This window comes from Affinirhizobium helianthi (assembly GCF_042680945.1).
GTDB classification, from domain to species: Bacteria; Pseudomonadota; Alphaproteobacteria; order Rhizobiales; family Rhizobiaceae; genus Neorhizobium; species Neorhizobium helianthi.
Genome location: NZ_JBHUEQ010000003.1, coordinates 246,351 through 265,283 on the forward strand (window position 1 = coordinate 246,351; position 18,933 = coordinate 265,283).

Sequence of the window (18,933 nt, forward strand, 5' to 3'; positions counted from 1 at the left end):
GCTTATAAGCTCTCCACCTTCTATGGCTGGGGAGGCCCTGACGCATGTCCAAGGTGCTTGCACCCAAAGGTCGGGGCGGTCGATTGTTCTCGGCTTTCCAACTCCCCGGCCGCCAGGGGCCTTATCCAAGCAACCTGGCCTTTGGCGTGCCAAATTCTCCGTTCGTGTTTCGTGTGCTGTGCCCTGCGGTAACTCGGCTGTGCTGGCTGTTGCTGGCTGCATGGCTTTCTACCGATGGGGCGAAGGCCGTGCGGGAGCCATCAGGATGACGGATAACTATAGTTTCGCTGCCGATCTGCTGGCCACGTTCCGCGCATCCCCAGATGTCATCAAGGCGCTCTGGCTCATCATACCGCCGGGTTTCGTATTGTGTGTGCTGAGGCTGTTGCTGCGGTGGCGCGAGGGTAGGCGCGGGCTTCGGCTTCGGCGGGGCAGATACTTTCGCCAGCCAGTGGCGGAAGGCTTTGGCTCTCTTCGGCGCGAAGGCGCAAGACAGGATCTTCTCAGCCATGAGGAGCTGAGCGGGATCGGCGCTACAAAGCCAAGCCAGATCATTCTTTCTCCCCCCGAATGAACTGGCCATGTCCGCGACGAGCATGAGGAAATCCTCGACCGGTTTCGGCAATTCGGTCACCGGAGTGAAGCAGACGGGCAGGCATCCTTCCGCAAGAGGACCGACGCAGCGTTGAGCGCGGCGGCAGGCCCGCACCTCACAGCGGAAGGCGGGCATGGCCGTGCCTTCTGCCAGGATGCGAAAATAGTTTTCTCTTTCACTGATTTCCCGAAACTTGCCCATTCCGCCTCCCGCTCCTGGTCCTGATTTCTCAAGCGCCGCCAGACATAAAAGCGCGCCATCTTCGCCGGACGTGCCTTTATGGTCACGCGGCCTGTTCAGCCCGTGGTTTGAAACTCTGATATGGCCGGGGCGCTGAAAGCTGCCTCGTATGGTATGGGAAAAGTGACACCTCTCAGCGCCCCGTTCAGCGGTTTTTGCACGCGACTCCGGTCTCTCTGCCTGGAATGATGGGGGAAGCCCTTTGACCGCCGCCTGACCGGAAACCGGCCGGACTACAGACGGCGAAGCCTAACCCTCACCACTCCCCATGTGTGCCGCACAGGCACGCCCGGCGCGCTCCTTCGGAGATGAAGGGACAGGCTGACGTCCGACGCCTGACCGCTTCCCCCGTTGTCGCCAGAGGGAGACCATTTTCCGCGTACCCGGACATGAGGGTTTTGCGTCTTGCCCCCCACACCCGCGCCGGCCCCGCATCGCCAGCACGCCTGCTGGTGTAACCGTTGCGGAACGGGCAAATTGAAACACAGGTTTTGGCGTGGTGTATGGAAAAATGGTAAGTGATTGATTTTGTGGGGTGTGGTGGGATTTGTGCTAACACGTGTAACATATATAAGGTCAGCGGAGAAAGCGCCTTCAAAATGCTGCCTAGAATAATCTCCAAAATAGATACGTCAAACGCATATGATCTGCTTTTCTTATCTATTCCACCAACAGTTTTGCGGCAACGCATCGCGAAGTTGCTGAACAGGTGGGCTTGCCTGACATGCCCTCGACAAGTGTGTCTTCTTTAACAACTGCACGCCGTGATCTGTTTCCTTGTACTTCTTCTTTTTATAGTTCTCGTAAAGATTCTTGAGCTCAGACTTTCCGTGTGTGCCGTCTCCTGGATAACTGTAATCTTCGATCCCGAACTCGCTCCTAATCAGATCCTCATCTGCAAGAATTAAGTTTTCTGTCATCTTGTCAGGTATGAAGATTGCTAGTTTGTGCTCTTCGACACCAATCCCTTGAAATGCAGAGGCAATAATCTGTCTTATTTCGTCGGAGGACCTAACTTGAGATTCGCGGTCAAGCCACACAACGATTTTATCCGTTTCCATGTTTTTCGTCTTGAACATGCTGACGATACGCTTTGCGAGACTTTCAACAGTCCAGCTGTCGCCGTTCTGGATAGGGATCACGTGGACATTTGGAAAGTTGTTGTTAACAAACATTCTCTCCATAGTGCCTTCTATAAATGTTAAGTATTTTTTACAGTGCATTAGCTGCATAATAGTAACCTAAGCCAAACCCGGTATCGTTTATTTCCGCCTTAATTTTGCTTGGGTGTGATAACCTTATACATTTTGTGCCTGAAGAGCCGAATTGGAAGATGATCAATTCTTCTGGTTTGCAGGAATTAATCAGTGTTTCGCTATGGGTAGTGATTATAAAATAGTCTCTTCCATGCTCGTTTATCGAATCTCGTATTATCTCAACTAAGTAAGATTGCATTTTAGGGTGTAGAAAGTTTTCTGGCTCCTCGAGGCATCCCATGCCTCTGTTCGTAACAATCAAGCAAATCAAAGTTAGCCATTTGATTGTGCCGTCGCTTGCTGCTTGGATGGAAACGCGAAGCGGCTTCTCCTTACGGATTGAAAGCGTAACAACGTAACGACCTAAATGAAGGTCCTGAGTAATATTAATATCTTCAAGCTCCGGCAATACTAGGTTGGTCCAGTGCATCACTGTGCTAAACGCATCTGGATCCAGTACACGAAATGCATATGGTGCCTTCGCAAAATTACCATCCTTCAGCTTTTTCAAAAAATAAAGAACCGAAGATAGTCCTGTGCCGTCCGGTTCTATAAATGGTGATCTGCTTATATGATCAGCGTTACGCGCTTTTTCAGGTATAATATTAAAGGATTTTCCTCTCCCGATTACTCTTCGCATTGCGTCGATCGCGGAAAAAACGGGCCTTACAGATAGAATACTTTGATCTGGTTCGAGAGACTGAATGTCCGTCCTGTCGAAAGCGTCCTTTATTTCCTTTCGGCCATAGATAGGTCTCGTGTAAGAAAAAGGATTTCTTTCACTTTTAGCATATATGCGGTCTGTAATGTGTAGTTTTGGCTCCAAAAAATCGCTTATACCATTTCTAGTAATTTGTATTGAACCAACCTTTTGCAGTGAAACAACCGTCTCGTGCGGATCGTGGCACTTGTAGACAGTGATTTTTTCTTTAGAGATGTATATTTGTGATTCTGTTTTGTTAAATTTTACTTCTATAAAATACCTGAACCTGAAGTTCTTATTTAATTCTATCTTGTCTTCGGATGTGTTAATTAGAGCGGTAGATGTTATCTCGCAGGAAAGTAAAGGGGTCTTTTTATTAAAATTTTCCGTACTAAAAACCTTCGAAACGCCTCCGCTCATCGATACTGCATTAGCGGCGCCGAAGCGAATTAGTGAATTTATAAAGTCAAGAAATTCAATAAAATTTGTCTTTCCTGCTCCATTTGGTCCGACAATCACGTTCAGACCAGAATTAAGTTGGATCTGAAAATCAAGCAGGGAGCGAAATCCCTTAATACAGTAGAGAGTCTTGTCGTCATCCATGCGTATCTAACAACCCTAAACACCAAAATTTCGTTGAAAAATACACGCGGGGCTTGAAAATGCAATATCCAACTATGGGTGGATTGGAGCGCTTCGTTGGGCGACGATTAGCCTCAGTCAGATTTATAAGCTAAGGCTCCATCTAATTATAAACCCGATACAACACATACCCGACAAATGCGAAAAACAAGCCAATCAGCAGCCATTTGACTGCCCGCCAAAACCACGATTTGGGGCGGCTATCGAAAAGCAATGAGGCGAAGAGTTCATAAATCAATTCGAAGATCATGATGGCTGGGATATAGGGCGGTTGTGGTGGGCTTGGAAGGTTTAACGGTCGCCTCGGTCTTGATGGATTGCGGGCAAGCCCCCCCTCTGTCCTGCCGGATTGTGGGGCAGAGCCGCGTGTCTCTGCCCGTCTTTCGGACCCCAACTAAAGGGTGAGATCGACTTGCGGCTGGTGCCGAGATTCTCCGTGAGGGCGGTCGTTTCGCTAGCTTGATTTACCGCCCCGGTCTGCCTGTCTTGCCCTTGGTGCGGCCCTTGCGCTTTTGGTCCATCGGATCTTCGTAGGAGCCCGCGCCGACTTTGCCGCGCACGAGGGGGCGGGGGTCGTCGGAGTTCATGCGTTCGGGTTGGCCTTCGAGGAGGGGGGCTTTTCGAGTGGATGCGGTTTCGGGCTTTTCCGGCAGTTTGCCGGGCAGGGGCTTTTCGGTTCGGCCCACGGTCATTTCATCTAAACTATTCTTGCGAAACAGGGAGCCGTGATGCCCGTCGCTTTGGCTCCGGGCGTTCGTTGCTGCAATCGATTCACTGGATCGATTGCTCCGCTGCGCGGACCTCTCCTCACTTTTGCGGAAAAGTGGTTTGGCCGTGTCTGTGCCGGGGCCCATATCATCCAGCGAGGGTTTGGCGAAGTAGGAGGTTTCGCTGTTGGTCTGAATTGACTCGCCGCCGCTTGGCCCTTCGCTATGGCTCCGGGCGTTCGTTTTTCGGACCGATTCACTGGATCGTTCCGTCGGCTGCGCCGACCAATCCTCACCATCCATGCTCGCCAGTTCGACGGCCTTGAGGCGTTTGATTTCGTCGCGCAGGCGAGCGGCTTTTTCGAAATCGAGATCGGCGGCGGCATCGCGCATGCTTTTTTCCAGCGCGTTGAGGTGGCTCTGGAGGTTGTTGCCGACCAGATGGCCGCCATCGGCAAAGCCTTTGCCTGCTGCACCGGAGATATCGGCGCGCACGTGGTCTCGCTCGTACACGCTATCCAGAATATCCGAAATGCGGGCCTTGACCGATTCCGGCGTGATGCCGTGTTCGGTGTTGTAGGCCATCTGCTTCTCCCGGCGGCGGGTGGTTTCTTCCATCGCGCGCTTCATGGAGCCGGTGACATTATCCGCATAGAGGATGACCTTGCCATCCACGTTACGGGCCGCACGACCGATGGTCTGAATAAGGGAGGTTTCCGAGCGGAGGAAGCCTTCCTTATCCGCATCCAGAATGGCTACGAAGCCGCATTCCGGAATATCCAGACCTTCGCGCAGCAGGTTGATGCCGACCAGCACATCAAACGCGCCGAGGCGCAGATCGCGGATGATTTCGATGCGTTCCAGCGTATCGATATCCGAGTGCATGTAGCGCACGCGCACGCCCTGTTCATGCAGATATTCGGTGAGGTCTTCCGCCATGCGCTTCGTCAGCACCGTGACCAGCGTGCGATAGCCCTTGAGCGAGGTTTCCTTGATCTCTCCCAGCACATCATCCACCTGGGTGCGGGCGCTGCGCACCTCGACCGGCGGATCGATGAGGCCCGTGGGACGGATGACCTGTTCGGCAAAGACGCCGCCAGCCTGTTCCATTTCCCAATTGCCCGGCGTGGCCGACACGGCGACCGTTTGCGGGCGCATGGCATCCCATTCCTCAAAGCGCAGCGGGCGGTTATCCATGCAGGAGGGCAGGCGGAAGCCATATTCCGCCAGCGTGGCCTTTCGCCGGAAGTCACCCCTGTACATGCCGCCGATCTGCGGAATGGTGACATGGCTTTCATCGATGAAAATCAGCGCGTTATCCGGAATATACTCGAAGAGCGTGGGCGGCGGCTCGCCCGGACGGCGGCCTGTGAGATAGCGCGAATAGTTCTCAATGCCGTTGCAGGAGCCGGTGGCCTCCATCATCTCGATATCATAGCGCGTGCGCTGTTCCAGACGCTGCGCCTCCAGCAGGCGGCCCGCTCTTTCCAGCTCTGCCAGACGCTGCGCCAGCTCTTCCTTGATGGCCTTGATCGCGCCGTTCAAGGTGGGGCGCGGCGTGACATAGTGCGAGTTGGCGTAGATCTTGACCGATTTCAGATCGCCCGTTTTCTGGCCCGTCAGCGGATCGAACTCGGTGATGCTGTCAATCTCATCGCCAAACAGGGAAATGCGCCAGGCGGCATCTTCCAAGTGGGCGGGGAAAAGCTCAATCGTATCGCCCCGCACCCGGAAGGAGCCGCGCACGAAGTTGATATCCTGCCGCTTATATTGCTGGGCCACGAGATCTGCCAGCAATTGCCGCTGATCGATACGATCTCCCACCTGCATCTGGAAGGTCATGGCCGTATAGGTTTCCACCGAGCCGATACCGTAAATGCAGGAGACAGAGGCGACGATGATGCAATCATCCCGCTCCAGAATCGCGCGCGTGGCCGCGTGGCGCATGCGGTCGATCTGCTCGTTGATGGAGCTTTCCTTCTCGATATAGGTATCCGACCGGGGCACATAGGCTTCCGGCTGGTAGTAATCGTAATAGGATACGAAATATTCCACCGCGTTATCCGGAAAGAAGTTCTTGAACTCCGAATAAAGCTGCGCCGCCAGCGTCTTGTTCGGCGCGAGGATGACCGCAGGCCGCTGCGTGGCCTCGATGACCTTCGCCATCGTAAACGTTTTGCCCGAGCCGGTGACGCCCAGCAGAACCTGGCTGCGCTCGCCGCCGTTGATGCCTTCCACCAGATCCGCAATCGCCGTGGGCTGATCGCCCGCCGGCTGGTATTCCGACACCATGCGGATGGAGATGCCGCCTTCCGACTTTTCCGGACGGGCAGGGCGGTGCGGTGTCCACAGCTTGCCATCCTTGAACAGCGGATTGCCGCTTTCGATAAGCTTCGCCAGCGCATCCACCGTGGCGGTGACCGCGCCGGGGGCAAGCGACTGCGCATCCTCCAGGCTGATATCCATGCCCGCGACCGGGTTCAGGCCCGCTGCCGCCCGGGTTTGCGGATCCGACGAGGCGCCAATGGAGACGCCGCGGGAGGTTTTCTGCGACGTGGTGTTTTTATTTGTGCTCACGGCCGCACCGCCCTTCGGGCTGGCCTCCGCACGGGGCGCCGGACGACCGGCGGCGGCCGCTTGGCCGCTGCGCTTCGCTCTGGCAGCTTCTTCTTCCTTCGCTTGGCGAATGGCTTCCTCACGCGCAGCGATCTCTATCTTCTTGCGGTGCTTGCCCGCTTTCGATGCGATTTCGCGCTGCGTTTCCACCGCGGACGATTCCGCTTCCGCCTCAAGCTGCTTCACCCAATCCGAAACCGAACCGGAGAGCGGCGCGCCCTCGAACGCGCTTTGCGGCGCTTCCTCGAAACCAGTGCCGGGATTTTTGGATGGGGTGTTTTTCGTCGCTTTGGCCATGCCCGCGAATATGGCGAGACTCCTTCCAAATTGGAAGGGTAGGCGCGAAACAAATTGGGAACAGTGCGCTGTGACTTGTATCCGAGAACATGTTTCCATAATTGACTCGCAAACGGAGTCACTGCCCATGCTTTCCCTCGAAAAGCGGATCGCGCTGAAGAATAGCACGCCGCGCACCATGCTTTCCCTGCACCACACGGAAAACTGCCGCCTGCTGCCCAACCGCACCGAGCTACTGCATCGGCTGCCGCATGGCGGCGTGGTGGCGGAAATCGGCGTGGCGTTCGGCGATTATTCGCAGGAGATCATGGAATTCAACCGGCCAGCGACCCTGCATCTCATCGATCCGTGGGACCTCAACCGCTACAACGAGGGGCACGAGCGGGTGAAGAGCATGTTCGCGGATCAGATCGAAAGCGGGCAGGTGCAGCTGCATCTGGGCGGCTCGACGGAGATGCTGCCGGGTTTCGCGGATGGTACGTTCGATTGGGTTTATATCGACACCGACCATTCCTTCGCCAATACCTGGAACGAGCTGGTTCTCTGCGATGCCAAGGTGAAGCGCGACGGGCGCATTTGCGGCCATGATTTCTGCACCGGCAATGTCATCAAGCCGGTGGTGTATGGCGTGGTGCAGGCGGTCAACAAGTTCTGCGTCGACTATGGCTGGCAGTTCGAGTTTCTGACCGTGGAGCCGGATGCCCACTTCTCCTTCTGCCTCAAGCGGCTCTGAGGTTACGCGACGACGCGGGAGACGGCGCCCTGCTTCTCCCCATGCTCTCGCAGCCAGCTGGCAATGCGCGGCATCGGCATGGGCCGGGCGAAGAGATAGCCTTGCCCCATCCAGCAGCCCAGCGTGCGCAGCGTTTCTGCCTCGCTTTCCGTTTCCACGCCTTCCGCAAGCATGGACATGGAAAGCGCCTCACCCAGCCGGATCAGCGCGGAGATGATCGCACGGTTGCGATCCGAACGCTCCAGGCCGCTGATGATGCCGCGGTCGATCTTCAGCCGATCGACCTTCAGGTCGATCAGGCGGGTGAGGGAGGAGTGGCCCGCGCCGAAATCATCAACCGCCAGCGTGAAACCGGATTGCTCAAGCTGTTTCAGCTGTGCGCCAGCAATGACCGTATCGAGCAGCGCCTCTTCCGTGATCTCGATCTCCAGCAGGTTCGGGCGAATGCCATGGCGGGCAACCTTCGCGGCCAGCATTTCCGATACGGAATAGAGCGCGAATTCACGCGGCGAGACGTTGATGGCGACAGTCGCATTCGGCAGCCCCATATCTGGCAGGGCACGCAGCAGGGTGCAGGCGGCATCGGTGACGGCGCCCGTCAACCGGTCGGACGAGTGGATGGCATGAGCGGCCTGAACGATTTCCGGCGGCGCAATGAAGCCGAGCGTGGGATGGTGCCAGCGCACCAGCGCCTCGAAGCCGAGAACCGTATGGGTGTGCAGGCAGACCTGCGGCTGGAACCATGCTTCAAGCTCACCGGCCTCGATGGCCCGCAGCACATCGGTCTCGATCTGTCTTTGCCGTTCGGCTGCCGCGCGCAGCATGGGATCGAATTTGCGCCAGCGGCCCCGGCCCTGTTCCTTGGAGCGATACAGCGCCATGTCCGCCGAGACGAACAGCTCATCGGCGTCCGTTCCGTGCTCAGGATAAAGCGCGAGTCCCACCGAAGTGCCGATGGTGCTGGTCTGGCCATTCAGGTTGAACGGCTTGCGCACCTGACTGAGAACGATTTCGGCGGCGCGCGTTGCTTCGCAGACGGCATCGCTGCCGGTCACGATGATCGAAAATTCATCACCACCAAGCCGCGCAATGAAGGTATTGACCGTGGGAAGGGCGTTCCGAAGGCGCTGGCCGAATTCCGTCAACAGGTCGTCGCCTGCCTTGTGGCCCATCGTATCGTTGACGTGTTTGAATCGGTCGAGATCCAGAACCAGCAGGCCGAGCTTCGCATGGTTCTTCGAAGCCTCGCGAATAGCCCTTGCAAGGGTTTCATTAAAGGCGGCGCGATTGGCAAGACCCGTCAGCGGATCGCAATTCGCCAGCAGTTCAAGGCGGGCATTGGCCTGCATCATTTCCGAATGCGCAGCCGTGAGCGAGGAGGACAGGGCCGCAGCTTCCAGCTTGCGGGCAACGCTTTCAACAAAGGCGGTCTCGTTGCCGCAGCAGGCGCGATAGAGCAGGAGGGTCAGCACGACGACATCAATGGTGATGACGATGGAAAATGCGCCCCCGGCCAGCAGAACGGACACCACGACGGAGAGGTGGATGGGCATGGAGAAACAGAGCGACAGCCACCGATAGCCAATGCCAAGCAGCCCCGCGCCGATGGATATGCCCAGCATGATCAGATAGAGCCAGGCATCCGTCGTCAGTGGATCGAACTGTGGGACAACAAAGGGCAGGGAGGCCCAGGCGATACCCGTGAGGAAGGCGCCGAAGCTGAGCAGCTTCAAGGCCATATGCGGCGCTACCCGATTGAGATCGGTCCAGCGGATAGCGACATAGAACAGGTAGCGGATGAAAAGCGTGATCGCAATGGAGGCGAGCCAGTAATAGGCAGTGGCGTCCGAATTGCCGCGAATGGCAAGGAGAGCACAGGCCGTAACCGATATGCCTGCATTGGTGGCGATTGTGTAAAGGCATCGGCTCCAGACGGTTTCGGCCTGGACCTGACATATTTCTGCTGACAGACCATGTGACTGCACTTGGGTGATCGTTGCCTCCCGGTGGCCGCGAGCAGAGAGTTTTTCAACGCCGGTTGTTGTATATGCAGGCTCGATAAGATTGTCTTAAACTGAAACTCTCAATCCTTGCGAAGCATAGCCGGTGCCCCATTTTCTGTCGCAGGTTCGTCACAAACCTTGGATGGTCCGGCCAGACTGGCTAATTTGCCGAGGAAGAATCACATTGTCCCGAAAATGGCCGCATTCGCTGGCCCCTTGTTGCGTCGATCGGATTCGGACTTTCCATAAGAGGGCAGCATTGCCGCGCGCCTGCGGGTTAAATAACACAGAGTTTACAAGGTAACTGGATGGCTATTTCCTTCGCGACAATTGCGGCACGACGGTTCGGCTATGGACTGAAGCCGGGCGAAACACCCCCGGCAGATGTTGCGGGTCTGATGCTGCAGCTGGAACGCGGCAGCGCGGCCAGGCCCCGGTTTCCGCATGAAGGCAATACGGGCCGCCGGGAGGCGGTGGGGCGGCTTGTATCCGTCAGGCTTGTGGAGGCACGGGCGGCACAGGACGGACGGCCAAACCCTTCGCTGCGAAAGGAAACGCAGGATGAGGCAGAGCGCCTGCTGCGGCGCGATGCCCTGGCGCGGGTGGCGCAGGCGGTTGCTTCGGAAAATGGCTTCTTCGAACGCCTGGCCGGTTTCTGGGTCAATCATTTCTCGATCAATGCGACCAAGACCTATGAGCTGCGTCTTCTGACATCGCTTTTCGAGGCGGAAGCCATTCGCCCGCATTTGCGGGGCCGTTTCGTCGATCTCTTGCGGGCAGCCGTGCTGCATCCGGCAATGCTGATCTATCTCGACCAATCCAGTTCCGTCGGCCCGGAATCGCCTGCCGCAGAGCGCAGCGGCGGCACGCTGAACCGTAGCCTTGCCCAGGAACTGCTGGAAACATACACGCTGGGACCGCATGGGGGCTTTACACCGGAAGACGTGACGGGCGCGGCACTGATTCTGACGGGGCTGGCGGTGGACGCCCGCACGCTGGAAGTTTCCAACCGTCCCGGACGGGCTGAGCCCGGCGCGCAGAAGCTGCTGGGTAAAAGCTATAGCGATACGGCGCGTAACGGCTCCGATCACATGCAGATGCTGGCGGATCTGGCGCAGCATCCGGCCACAGCGCAGCACGTATGCGGAAAACTGGCCAGCTCTTTCATTGCTGACGAAGTGCCTGCGGATCTGGTCGAAAGCATGGTTGCAGCCTGGCAGGCCAGTGACGGGAATTTGAGCGCCGTTTACAAAGCCATGCTGGAACACCCTCTCGCATTTGCGCCGGAGGCCAGAAAGGTTGTGACCCCCTTTGGTTTCGTGGTGTCCGCGCTGCGGGCCTTCGATGTGAAGGGCGGGCAGTTCGAGGCGCTGGTGAAAGCCGACGACGATCAGGGCGGAGATGCCGTTGCGCCGCCCGATGGCAAGGTGGTGGTGCCCCGGCGCCAACCAAGTGCGGCGCGATTGCTGACGCTTCAAAGTCTGCGACGGATGGGCCAGCCGGTCTGGGAACCACCAAGCCCGAATGGTTTTCCTGACGATGCCGGAAGCTGGCTTTCGGCACACCAACTGACAGAGCGCATATCCTGGGCGCGCATGGCTGTTCGTATGCTGGCACAGGATGTTTCGCCGCTGGATTTTCTTCAATCTGCGCTGGGTGATGGCGTCAGCGATCATACCCGTGCATGCGTGGCCGATGCGCCGAACAAGGTGCATGCCTATACCATTGCCCTTGCTTCCCCGCAGTTCAACAGGAGCTGATGTTCAATGGCAACGAACGGCACGCCTATTCCCTTGAGCCGCCGTGGCTTTCTGGCTTCCGCTGCAGGCATGGCGGCACTGCCGCTGGCCTCCCGCGTGAGCTTTGCCGCCGTGCAGGGCGATCATCGTTTCATCGTCATTCTGCTTCGTGGCGGAATGGACGGGCTTGATCTGGTGCAGCCTTATGGCGATGCAGATTTTGCCCGCCTGCGGCCGGAACTGGCGCTGACGCCTGCCACCGGATTGCTGGATCTTGACGGCTTTTACGGACTGCACCCCGCCGCCGAGGCTCTGATGCCGCTGTGGCAGACAAGGCAACTTTCCTTCGTGCATGCGGTTGCCACCTCCTATCGCGGCGGGCAGAGCCATATTGACGCGCAGGATGTGCTGGAAACGGGAAGCACGGATGTGCGAAGCCTGCGCAGCGGCTGGCTGAACCGCGCGCTTGCGTTTATTCCGCGCTCTACATCGCGAAAGGCCGTGGACATAACCACTTCCGTGGAACTGATCATGGCGGGCGCGAACCAGAGCGACATCTGGACGACGCAGGCCGATTTTGCCCTGGCACAGGACGAGGCGCAGGCGCTGCTCAGGCTCTATGAGGGGGATGCGCCATTTCATGCCGCCATGGCACAGGCTCTGGATTTCAATCCGCCGCTGCCGCTCTACGATCCCGCCACCCGTATATCCGGCGCGGCTGAACTGGGCAGGCTGACTGGATCGTTGCTGAAGGACGATTACCGCATTGCCAGCTTTTCCCTGACTGGCTGGGACACGCACGCGCACCAGAAGGAGCAGTTTGCGCTTCAGGCATCCCTTCTGGCAACCGCCATCAACGGCCTGCGCGATGGCATGGGCGATAGTGCATGGGCGACAACCATTGTGCTCGCCATGACCGAGTTTGGCCGTTCCGTTACGGTGAACGATGAGGGTGGCACCGGACATGGCACCGGCAGTGTTGCCGTTCTTTCCGGCGGGGCCTTGCAGGCCGCCCAGGTGATGGCGGACTGGCCGGGGCTGGACGAAAGCCAATTGCTGGGGGGGAGGGATCTTGCCCCAACCAGCGACCTGCGCGAACTGGCCGCAGCCCTGCTGCACCGCCAGTTCGACATGACACCCGCCAACCTTTCCGGCAAGGTGTTTCCGGGGCTGAACTTCGATCCCGGTTCGCGCTATTTGCGGGTGTGATGGGCGTGAGGAAAGGGGTGGCCAGCTTGCCAGCAACCCAGGCCGTCTCTTGACGTAAGCTGAGATGAAGCGATATAACCAGTAGCGTGATGTGGTGGTAGGGTGTGCCCCACGTTAAAAACTGAAATACCCGTTGACTGATGTGGAGGTAGGGTGTGCCCCACGTTAAAAACTGAAATACCCATCGACTGACAAGAAAAGGCCTTCGGGCCTTTTTTTATTGCCGGAATTTTTCATGAAGATCATCAAGATTGTTAAACTTAATGACGATTTTTTTAATGAAAACAGCGGGTTGGTAGAGGCTCTGCACACTGGTGCCGGTGGCGATGTTGCTGCCGAGAAGACTCGTGGCTATGGCGTGGTCATGGTGAGACTAGAGAACGGTATGCTGTTTGGGATTCCGCTGCGTTCTCACATCACTCATCGTTCTTCATTCCTGACGAAGGACACCAAGGGTCTCGACTACTCCAAAGCAGTTCTCATCAAGGATGAGAGCCACGTTTCCGACGAGGCTTTTCATATTCCCCAAGACGAATTTGTGAAAATCGCAGATCGAGAACTGTTTATCCGCGAACGATTTGAAAAATATATCAAAAAGTACATCAAAGCAGCAAATGCCGGTGATAGGAATGTGCTGAGAGAATACAGATTCTCGACGCTTCAGAACTATCATCAGGAACTTATGATAAGCGACCCTTTATAATTCAGACTCCATCTCTAGGAGGGCACCTCATGCTGGCGGCACCGGCATGGGTTCGCCATCCTCATCCACCGCGACCATGATGAAGGTGGCCTCGGTGACCTTTTCCACCGTGCCGCGACGGGAGCGGTTGGCCCAGGCTTCGACATTCAGCGTGATGGAGCTTCGCCCGATCCGGGTGATTTCCGTGTAAATGCCCAGCGTATCGCCAATCTTGACCGGACGCTGAAACGCCATTTCCTTGACGGCAGCCGTGACGACACGTCCACGTGCGCGCTCGCCCGCGCGGATGCCTGCCGCAAGGTCCATCTGGGCCATGACCCAGCCGCCGAAGATATCTCCAGCGGGGTTGGCATCGCCCGGCATGGCAAGGGTGCGCAAGGTAAGCTCGCCGGTGGCATGATCAGATGGGGACTTCGACATCGTTGCTCCTGAAATGTTGCGATGCAGGATAGAGCGGTTGATGATGAAGCAGCAAGTCCATCCCTTCTTTCTCCGGTGGCCTTTTCGTTTATGTTTGAGGCAGAAGACGGTGTTTTGGCGCATTCCTGCCTTGAAATGACCTCTATGCGGCAAGGCTTTGTTTACCGTGATTGCCTAAGGTTTCCATGTGTGGCTTTCCCGCATGATGAGGCCTGGTATGGCGTATGCTTCAAACTCCCGGCGGGCATTGGCCTTCCTTCTGATTTCCAGCAGTTTGATGAGCTGCACGGCGGATGGCCTTGTGCCGCCCGCGCCGATTGATCGCGGTTCCCGCGTGAGCGCCATCAAGCCCACCCATCTGCCGGTGCAGCAGGAATATTCGGCACAGGGCTATGGTGCGCAGCCACAGCCGGTTGCGCAGACCGATTACGCCTATCACGCCATGGAGCCGCCGCAGCAAATGGCCGCTGCTTCCCCGGAACCGCGCCAGATGGGAGCGCCCCCGCGCAGCCTTGGCACCCTGACCTATAGCGCCAACGGTGTGAATGCCGACGATGCGCTGGGCGTGAACCAGACACCGGCGCCAACCGCCGAACCGCGCGTTGTGGGACTGGCCGAGGAGCAGAACAATGATATTGCAGAAGGTGCTTCCAGCCAGCCGGTGGTGGACGGCATTGGCACCAATGCGCCTTACACAGTGAAGAGGCGGACTGTTGCAGCTACACAGCCGATTGCGGACGAATATGCCCCTGCACCGCCACCGGTGCAGAAACGCACTGCGCGGCCTGCCCGGCAGGATGTGGCCGAGACGGCTCCGCGCTGGAATGACCGCAGCCCCGTGGTCGCACCCAGCCGGGTTCAGGAAGCAAGCCCGCAGGAAGTGGCGATGCTGATGCCGCGCAACCCGACGGCAGCACCGCAATCGTCCCGCACCGATATTTCGCCCATGCCTGCATCCGAAGCGAGTTGCCGTGCGCAACTCAAGCGGCTGGGCGTTCAGTTTCGCGACAAGCCGCGCATTTCCGATGGGCCAAGCTGTGGGATAGACTATCCGGTGGAACTGGTCGGGCTTTCTGGCAATATCCAGGTGAGCCCGGCCGTGACACTGAACTGCCAGACGACACTTGCCTTTGCCCAATGGGTAAAGAACGAGCTGGCACCAGCGGCCCGCATCCGCTACCTCACCGGCGTTGGGCGTATCGAGCCTATGGGTGGCTATTCCTGCCGGCGCATGAACAATAGCCGCCAGCGCTACAACCCCATGTCTGAACACGCGCGTGGCAATGCGATTGATGTCGGTCGCTTCGTTCTGAAGAACGGCCACGAGATTGACGTGCGCAAGAAGGGGCTATTCTCCTTCCGCGAGGGTGCGTTGTTGAAATCGGTGCGTAGCGATAGCTGCAAATACTTCAACACGGTGCTGGGTCCAGGCAGCAACAAGGAACACTGGAACCACTTCCACTTCGATCTGAGAAGCCGGGCTTCAGGCAACCGTTACTGCGATTGATAGCAGGCGTCTTTCCCTTGGCGGCTCTCTGCTGTAAAGGGCCGTTTTAGACTGAACACGGTCTGGGGAGCGAGCGTGCAGATCATCAAGACGCGGGACGAATTGCGGCAAGCCATTGCGGCTCTGCGCGGTGCAGGACGTTCCATCGGCTTTGTGCCGACCATGGGCTATCTTCACATTGGTCACCTGACCCTCGTGCGCCGTGCGCGGGAAGAGAATTCTGCCGTTGTGGCATCCATCTTCGTCAACCCACTGCAATTTGGCCGCAACGAGGACTTGGAAAAATATCCGCGGGATCTGGTCCGCGACAGTGCCATGCTGGAAGTGGAGGGCGTGGATATTCTCTTCGCGCCTGAGGTAAGTGAAATGTACCCGCGCCCCATGGCAACGGTGGTGGATGTGCCTTCCATCGGCAGCCAGCTGGAAGGCGAGGTTCGGCCCGGCCATTTTGCCGGTGTGGCGACCGTGGTGACGAAGCTGTTCAACCTCGTGCAGCCGGATGCCGCCTATTTTGGCGAGAAGGATTACCAGCAGGTGCAGGTCATCCGCCGCATGGTGGAGGATCTGGCGCAGCCGGTGCGCGTAGTGCCGGTGCCGACCGTGCGCGAGGCGGATGGTCTGGCTTGCTCATCGCGCAATGTTTATCTCTCTTCCGAGGAACGCCAGGCGGCGGTAATCGTGCCGCGCACGCTGGATGAGGCTGAGCGGTTGATCCACGCTGGTGTGGGTGACCCGTTGGAGCTGGAAGAAAAGCTGATGGCTTTTGTGCGGACAGAGCCGCTGGCGGTGCCGGAGGTGGTGGCGGTGCGGCACCCGGAAACGCTGGAGCGGGTGGAGACGGTGCAGGATCAGCCGGTTCTCATTGCGTTGTTCATCCGCATCGGCACGACGAGGCTTCTCGATAATCGGGTCATTTCAATTTCTCAGACGGGAGAAACGCCATGAGCGCCTCTGCCAAGATGAAACGCAAGACGACTACCACAATCCGCGCGATGAAGGGTGGCGAGAAGGTGGTTTGCCTGACGGCCTATACAACCCCGATGGCGCGCATGCTCGATGCCCATTGCGACCTGCTTCTGGTGGGCGATTCCCTCGGCATGGTGCTCTATGGCATGGAGACCACTGTTTCCGTGACGATGGACATGATGATTGCTCATGGCAAAGCGGTGATGCGCGGTGCCGAGGCGGCGTGTGTGATTGTGGACATGCCTTTCGGTAGCTATCAGGAATCAAAAGAGCAGGCGTTCCGCAATGCCGTGCGCATTATGCAGGAAACCGGCTGCGACGGCGTGAAGCTGGAGGGCGGGGCGGAAATGGCCGAAACAATCGCTTTCCTCACCAGCCGGGGCGTTCCGGTGTTCGGGCATGTGGGCCTGATGCCGCAAATGGTGAACACGGCGGGTGGCTTCCGCGCCCTTGGTCATACCGATGCGGAAGCGGAAAAGATTTCCCGCGACGCTCAAGCCGTAGCGGAAGCCGGTGCATTCGCCATTGTCATCGAGGGGACTGTGGAGCCGGTGGCGCGGGCCATTACTGCTTCTATTCCGGCGCCGACGGTCGGCATTGGCGCATCAGCCGCCTGTGACGGGCAGGTGCTGGTGTGCGATGACATGCTGGGGCTGTTCGATGCCTTCAAGCCGCGTTTCGTGAAACGCTATGCGGATCTCGCGCCGCAGGTGCGGCAGGCGGCGGAAGAATATGCGCGTGAGGTAAGGGCGGGTCAGTTTCCCACGCAGGAGCATACATTCGCGCCGCGCAAAAGTTGACACTGTGTTCTAGCGAGCTCCCCCTGCAAAACGGATGCTTGTGCCTATATAAGCGGTACAAGTACCGCCTGTAGAAAGCTTTGAGCACGCGATGTCCGCGATTGTATCCATTCAAAATCTCACCAAGACCTATGATAACGGCTTTGTCGCCCTGAAGGGCGTCAGCCTCGACATCAGGCAAGGGGAAATCCTTGCGCTGCTGGGGCCGAATGGTGCCGGAAAGACCACGATGATTTCGATCATCTGCGGCCTTTCCATGCCCAGTGGCGGCAAGGTGATGGTTGGCGGACATGATGTGGTTCGCGATTTTCGCGAAACGCGCAAGCTGATTGGCCTCGTGCCGCAGGAGCTGACCACGGACCAGTTCGAGACCGTGTGGAACACGGTGAATTTCTCACGCGGCCTGCATGGCGGAAAGTCGAACCCGAAGCTGATCGAGCAGATCCTCAAGGACCTCTCCCTGTGGGAAAAGCGCGACAACAAGCTGCGCGAACTTTCCGGCGGCATGAAGCGTCGCGTGCTGATTGCCAAGGCGCTGGCGCATGAGCCGCGCGTGCTTTTTCTGGATGAGCCGACGGCGGGCGTGGATGTCGAGCTTCGCCGCGGCATGTGGTCTGCCATCAACCGTCTGCGCGAAACCGGCGTGACGGTGATCCTCACGACCCACTACATCGAAGAGGCCGAGGAAATGGCCGACCGGATCGGTGTCATCAACAAGGGTGAAATCCTGCTGGTGGAAGACAAGCGGACCCTTCTCAACAAGCTGGGCCGCAAGCAATTGCGCCTTGAGCTGAAGGAGCCGGTGACGGCGCTGCCGCCAGCGCTTGCCGAGCTGCACGTGACGCTGGCGGAAGAGGGACGCGCCCTTATCCATGAATATGGCAATGGTGCCGGTGAAAGCCGCATCGGTGCCGTGCTGGCCGCCGTTGAGCGGGAAGGTTTAAGCATCAGCGATATCTCGACCCATCAAAGCTCGCTGGAAGACATTTTCGTATCGCTGGTGGGAGACCGCGCATGAACTGGGAAGCGATCAAATCCATCTACCTGTTCGAAATGGCGCGCATGCAGCGCACGCTTCTGCAAAGCGTGATCTCGCCAGTCCTGACGACATCGCTCTATTTCATCGTGTTCGGCACGGCCATCGGATCGCAGATCCGGGAGGTGAACGGCGTATCTTACGGAGCCTTCATCACGCCCGGCTTGATCATGCTGACGCTGCTTGGTCAATGCATCAGCAACGGCTCGATCGGCATCTACTTCCCCAAGTTCACCGGCACGATCTACGAAATTTTGTCGGCCCCCGTTTCCATGGCGGAAATCGTGATCGGCTATGTGGGAGCCGCCGCAACAAAGGGTGTCATCATCGGCCTCATCATTCTGGCCACGGCGTCCTTCTTCGTGGATCTGAGCATCGAGCACCCCTTCATGATGCTGCTGTTCATGGTGCTGACGGCGATCACCTTTTCCATGTTCGGCTTCATCATCGGTGTCTGGGCCGATAACTTTGAGCAGCTGAACCTCGTGCCGATGCTGGTCGTGCCGCCGCTGACCTTCCTTGGCGGAAGCTTCTATTCCATCGACATGTTGCCGCCCTTCTGGCAGACGGTCAGCCACCTCAACCCGGTTCTGTATCTGGTTTCAGGCTTCCGCTGGAGTTTCTACGGCATTTCCGATGTGAACCCTCTCATCAGCCTCGTGATGATCGGCGTCTTCCTCACCGTCTGCCTGAGCCTGCTGTTCTGGATTTTCAGAACCGGCTACCGGCTGCGGAAGTGAACAAGCAGAAGCGATTAGAGA

At 57.8% G+C, this 18,933-nt stretch carries 15 protein-coding genes; 10 read left to right on the top strand and 5 right to left on the bottom strand.

Features of this window, described 5'->3' with window-relative positions:
* The first annotated feature begins 265 nt into the window (after positions 1 to 265).
* On the top strand, positions 266 to 574 hold the full coding sequence (locus ACFSE1_RS01770) for a hypothetical protein (protein WP_377395663.1): 309 nt from the start codon (positions 266 to 268) through the stop codon (positions 572 to 574).
* A 917-nt stretch (positions 575 to 1,491) separates the two neighbouring features.
* On the opposite strand, the gene ACFSE1_RS01775 is transcribed toward ACFSE1_RS01770, so the two are convergent.
* From ACFSE1_RS01775 to uvrB, 3 genes are all read right to left on the bottom strand, one after another.
* Positions 1,492 to 2,067 (bottom strand): DUF4276 family protein, encoded by a 576-nt coding sequence (locus ACFSE1_RS01775; RefSeq protein WP_377395666.1) that lies wholly within the window; start codon positions 2,065 to 2,067, stop codon positions 1,492 to 1,494.
* Positions 2,048 to 3,397, bottom strand: coding sequence for an AAA family ATPase (locus tag ACFSE1_RS01780; RefSeq protein WP_377395669.1), 1,350 nt, complete (start codon positions 3,395 to 3,397; stop codon positions 2,048 to 2,050). Before ACFSE1_RS01780 ends, ACFSE1_RS01775 begins: the two co-directional genes overlap by 20 nt.
* A 503-nt stretch (positions 3,398 to 3,900) precedes the next feature.
* Positions 3,901 to 7,056 (bottom strand): excinuclease ABC subunit UvrB, encoded by a 3,156-nt coding sequence (gene uvrB, locus ACFSE1_RS01785; protein WP_377395671.1) that lies wholly within the window; start codon positions 7,054 to 7,056, stop codon positions 3,901 to 3,903.
* Between the two features lie 127 nt (positions 7,057 to 7,183).
* Between uvrB and ACFSE1_RS01790 the strand changes: the two genes are divergently transcribed.
* Positions 7,184 to 7,789: a class I SAM-dependent methyltransferase gene (locus tag ACFSE1_RS01790; protein WP_377395674.1), complete on the top strand. Its 606-nt coding sequence runs from the start codon at positions 7,184 to 7,186 to the stop codon at positions 7,787 to 7,789.
* Positions 7,790 to 7,791: 2 nt separating this feature from the next.
* On the opposite strand, the gene ACFSE1_RS01795 is transcribed toward ACFSE1_RS01790, so the two are convergent.
* The gene (locus ACFSE1_RS01795) at positions 7,792 to 9,774 is read right to left on the bottom strand and encodes a putative bifunctional diguanylate cyclase/phosphodiesterase (RefSeq protein WP_377395676.1); all 1,983 of its coding nucleotides are present in this window, start codon (positions 9,772 to 9,774) and stop codon (positions 7,792 to 7,794) included.
* A 326-nt stretch (positions 9,775 to 10,100) separates the two neighbouring features.
* On the opposite strand from ACFSE1_RS01795, the gene ACFSE1_RS01800 reads away from it, so the two are divergent.
* The 3 genes from ACFSE1_RS01800 (at position 10,101) to tenpIN (ending at position 13,443) form a co-directional block, all read left to right on the top strand.
* A complete protein-coding gene (locus tag ACFSE1_RS01800) occupies positions 10,101 to 11,552 on the top strand; it encodes a DUF1800 domain-containing protein (protein WP_377395679.1) in 1,452 nt (483 codons plus the stop codon).
* A gap of 6 nt (positions 11,553 to 11,558) precedes the next feature.
* Entirely contained in the window at positions 11,559 to 12,740 is a 1,182-nt protein-coding gene (locus ACFSE1_RS01805) for a DUF1501 domain-containing protein (protein WP_377395682.1), read from the top strand.
* Between the two features lie 235 nt (positions 12,741 to 12,975).
* Complete coding sequence (gene tenpIN, locus ACFSE1_RS01810; protein ID WP_377395685.1) at positions 12,976 to 13,443, top strand: type III toxin-antitoxin system TenpIN family toxin; 468 nt, start codon at positions 12,976 to 12,978, stop codon at positions 13,441 to 13,443.
* Between the two features lie 27 nt (positions 13,444 to 13,470).
* On the opposite strand, the gene ACFSE1_RS01815 is transcribed toward tenpIN, so the two are convergent.
* Positions 13,471 to 13,863 carry an acyl-CoA thioesterase gene (locus ACFSE1_RS01815; RefSeq protein ID WP_377395688.1) on the bottom strand — a complete coding sequence of 131 codons (393 nt, stop codon included), beginning with the start codon at positions 13,861 to 13,863 and terminating at the stop codon, positions 13,471 to 13,473.
* Positions 13,864 to 14,080: 217 nt separating this feature from the next.
* Here ACFSE1_RS01815 and ACFSE1_RS01820 point away from each other — a divergent pair, with 217 nt between their 5' ends.
* The 5 genes from ACFSE1_RS01820 to ACFSE1_RS01840 all read left to right on the top strand — a co-directional run bounded on the left by ACFSE1_RS01820 (position 14,081) and on the right by ACFSE1_RS01840 (position 18,912).
* Positions 14,081 to 15,370: an extensin-like domain-containing protein gene (locus tag ACFSE1_RS01820; RefSeq protein ID WP_377395691.1), complete on the top strand. Its 1,290-nt coding sequence runs from the start codon at positions 14,081 to 14,083 to the stop codon at positions 15,368 to 15,370.
* A 75-nt stretch (positions 15,371 to 15,445) separates the two neighbouring features.
* A complete protein-coding gene (gene panC, locus ACFSE1_RS01825; RefSeq protein WP_377395693.1) occupies positions 15,446 to 16,315 on the top strand; it encodes a pantoate--beta-alanine ligase in 870 nt (289 codons plus the stop codon).
* On the top strand, positions 16,312 to 17,136 hold the full coding sequence (gene panB / locus ACFSE1_RS01830) for a 3-methyl-2-oxobutanoate hydroxymethyltransferase (protein WP_377395696.1): 825 nt from the start codon (positions 16,312 to 16,314) through the stop codon (positions 17,134 to 17,136). The genes panC and panB overlap by 4 nt, the downstream gene beginning before the upstream one ends.
* A gap of 91 nt (positions 17,137 to 17,227) precedes the next feature.
* Complete coding sequence (locus ACFSE1_RS01835) at positions 17,228 to 18,154, top strand: ABC transporter ATP-binding protein (RefSeq protein ID WP_377395699.1); 927 nt, start codon at positions 17,228 to 17,230, stop codon at positions 18,152 to 18,154.
* Positions 18,151 to 18,912 carry an ABC transporter permease gene (locus ACFSE1_RS01840; protein ID WP_377395702.1) on the top strand — a complete coding sequence of 254 codons (762 nt, stop codon included), beginning with the start codon at positions 18,151 to 18,153 and terminating at the stop codon, positions 18,910 to 18,912. Before ACFSE1_RS01835 ends, ACFSE1_RS01840 begins: the two co-directional genes overlap by 4 nt.
* Positions 18,913 to 18,933: the final 21 nt, after the last annotated feature.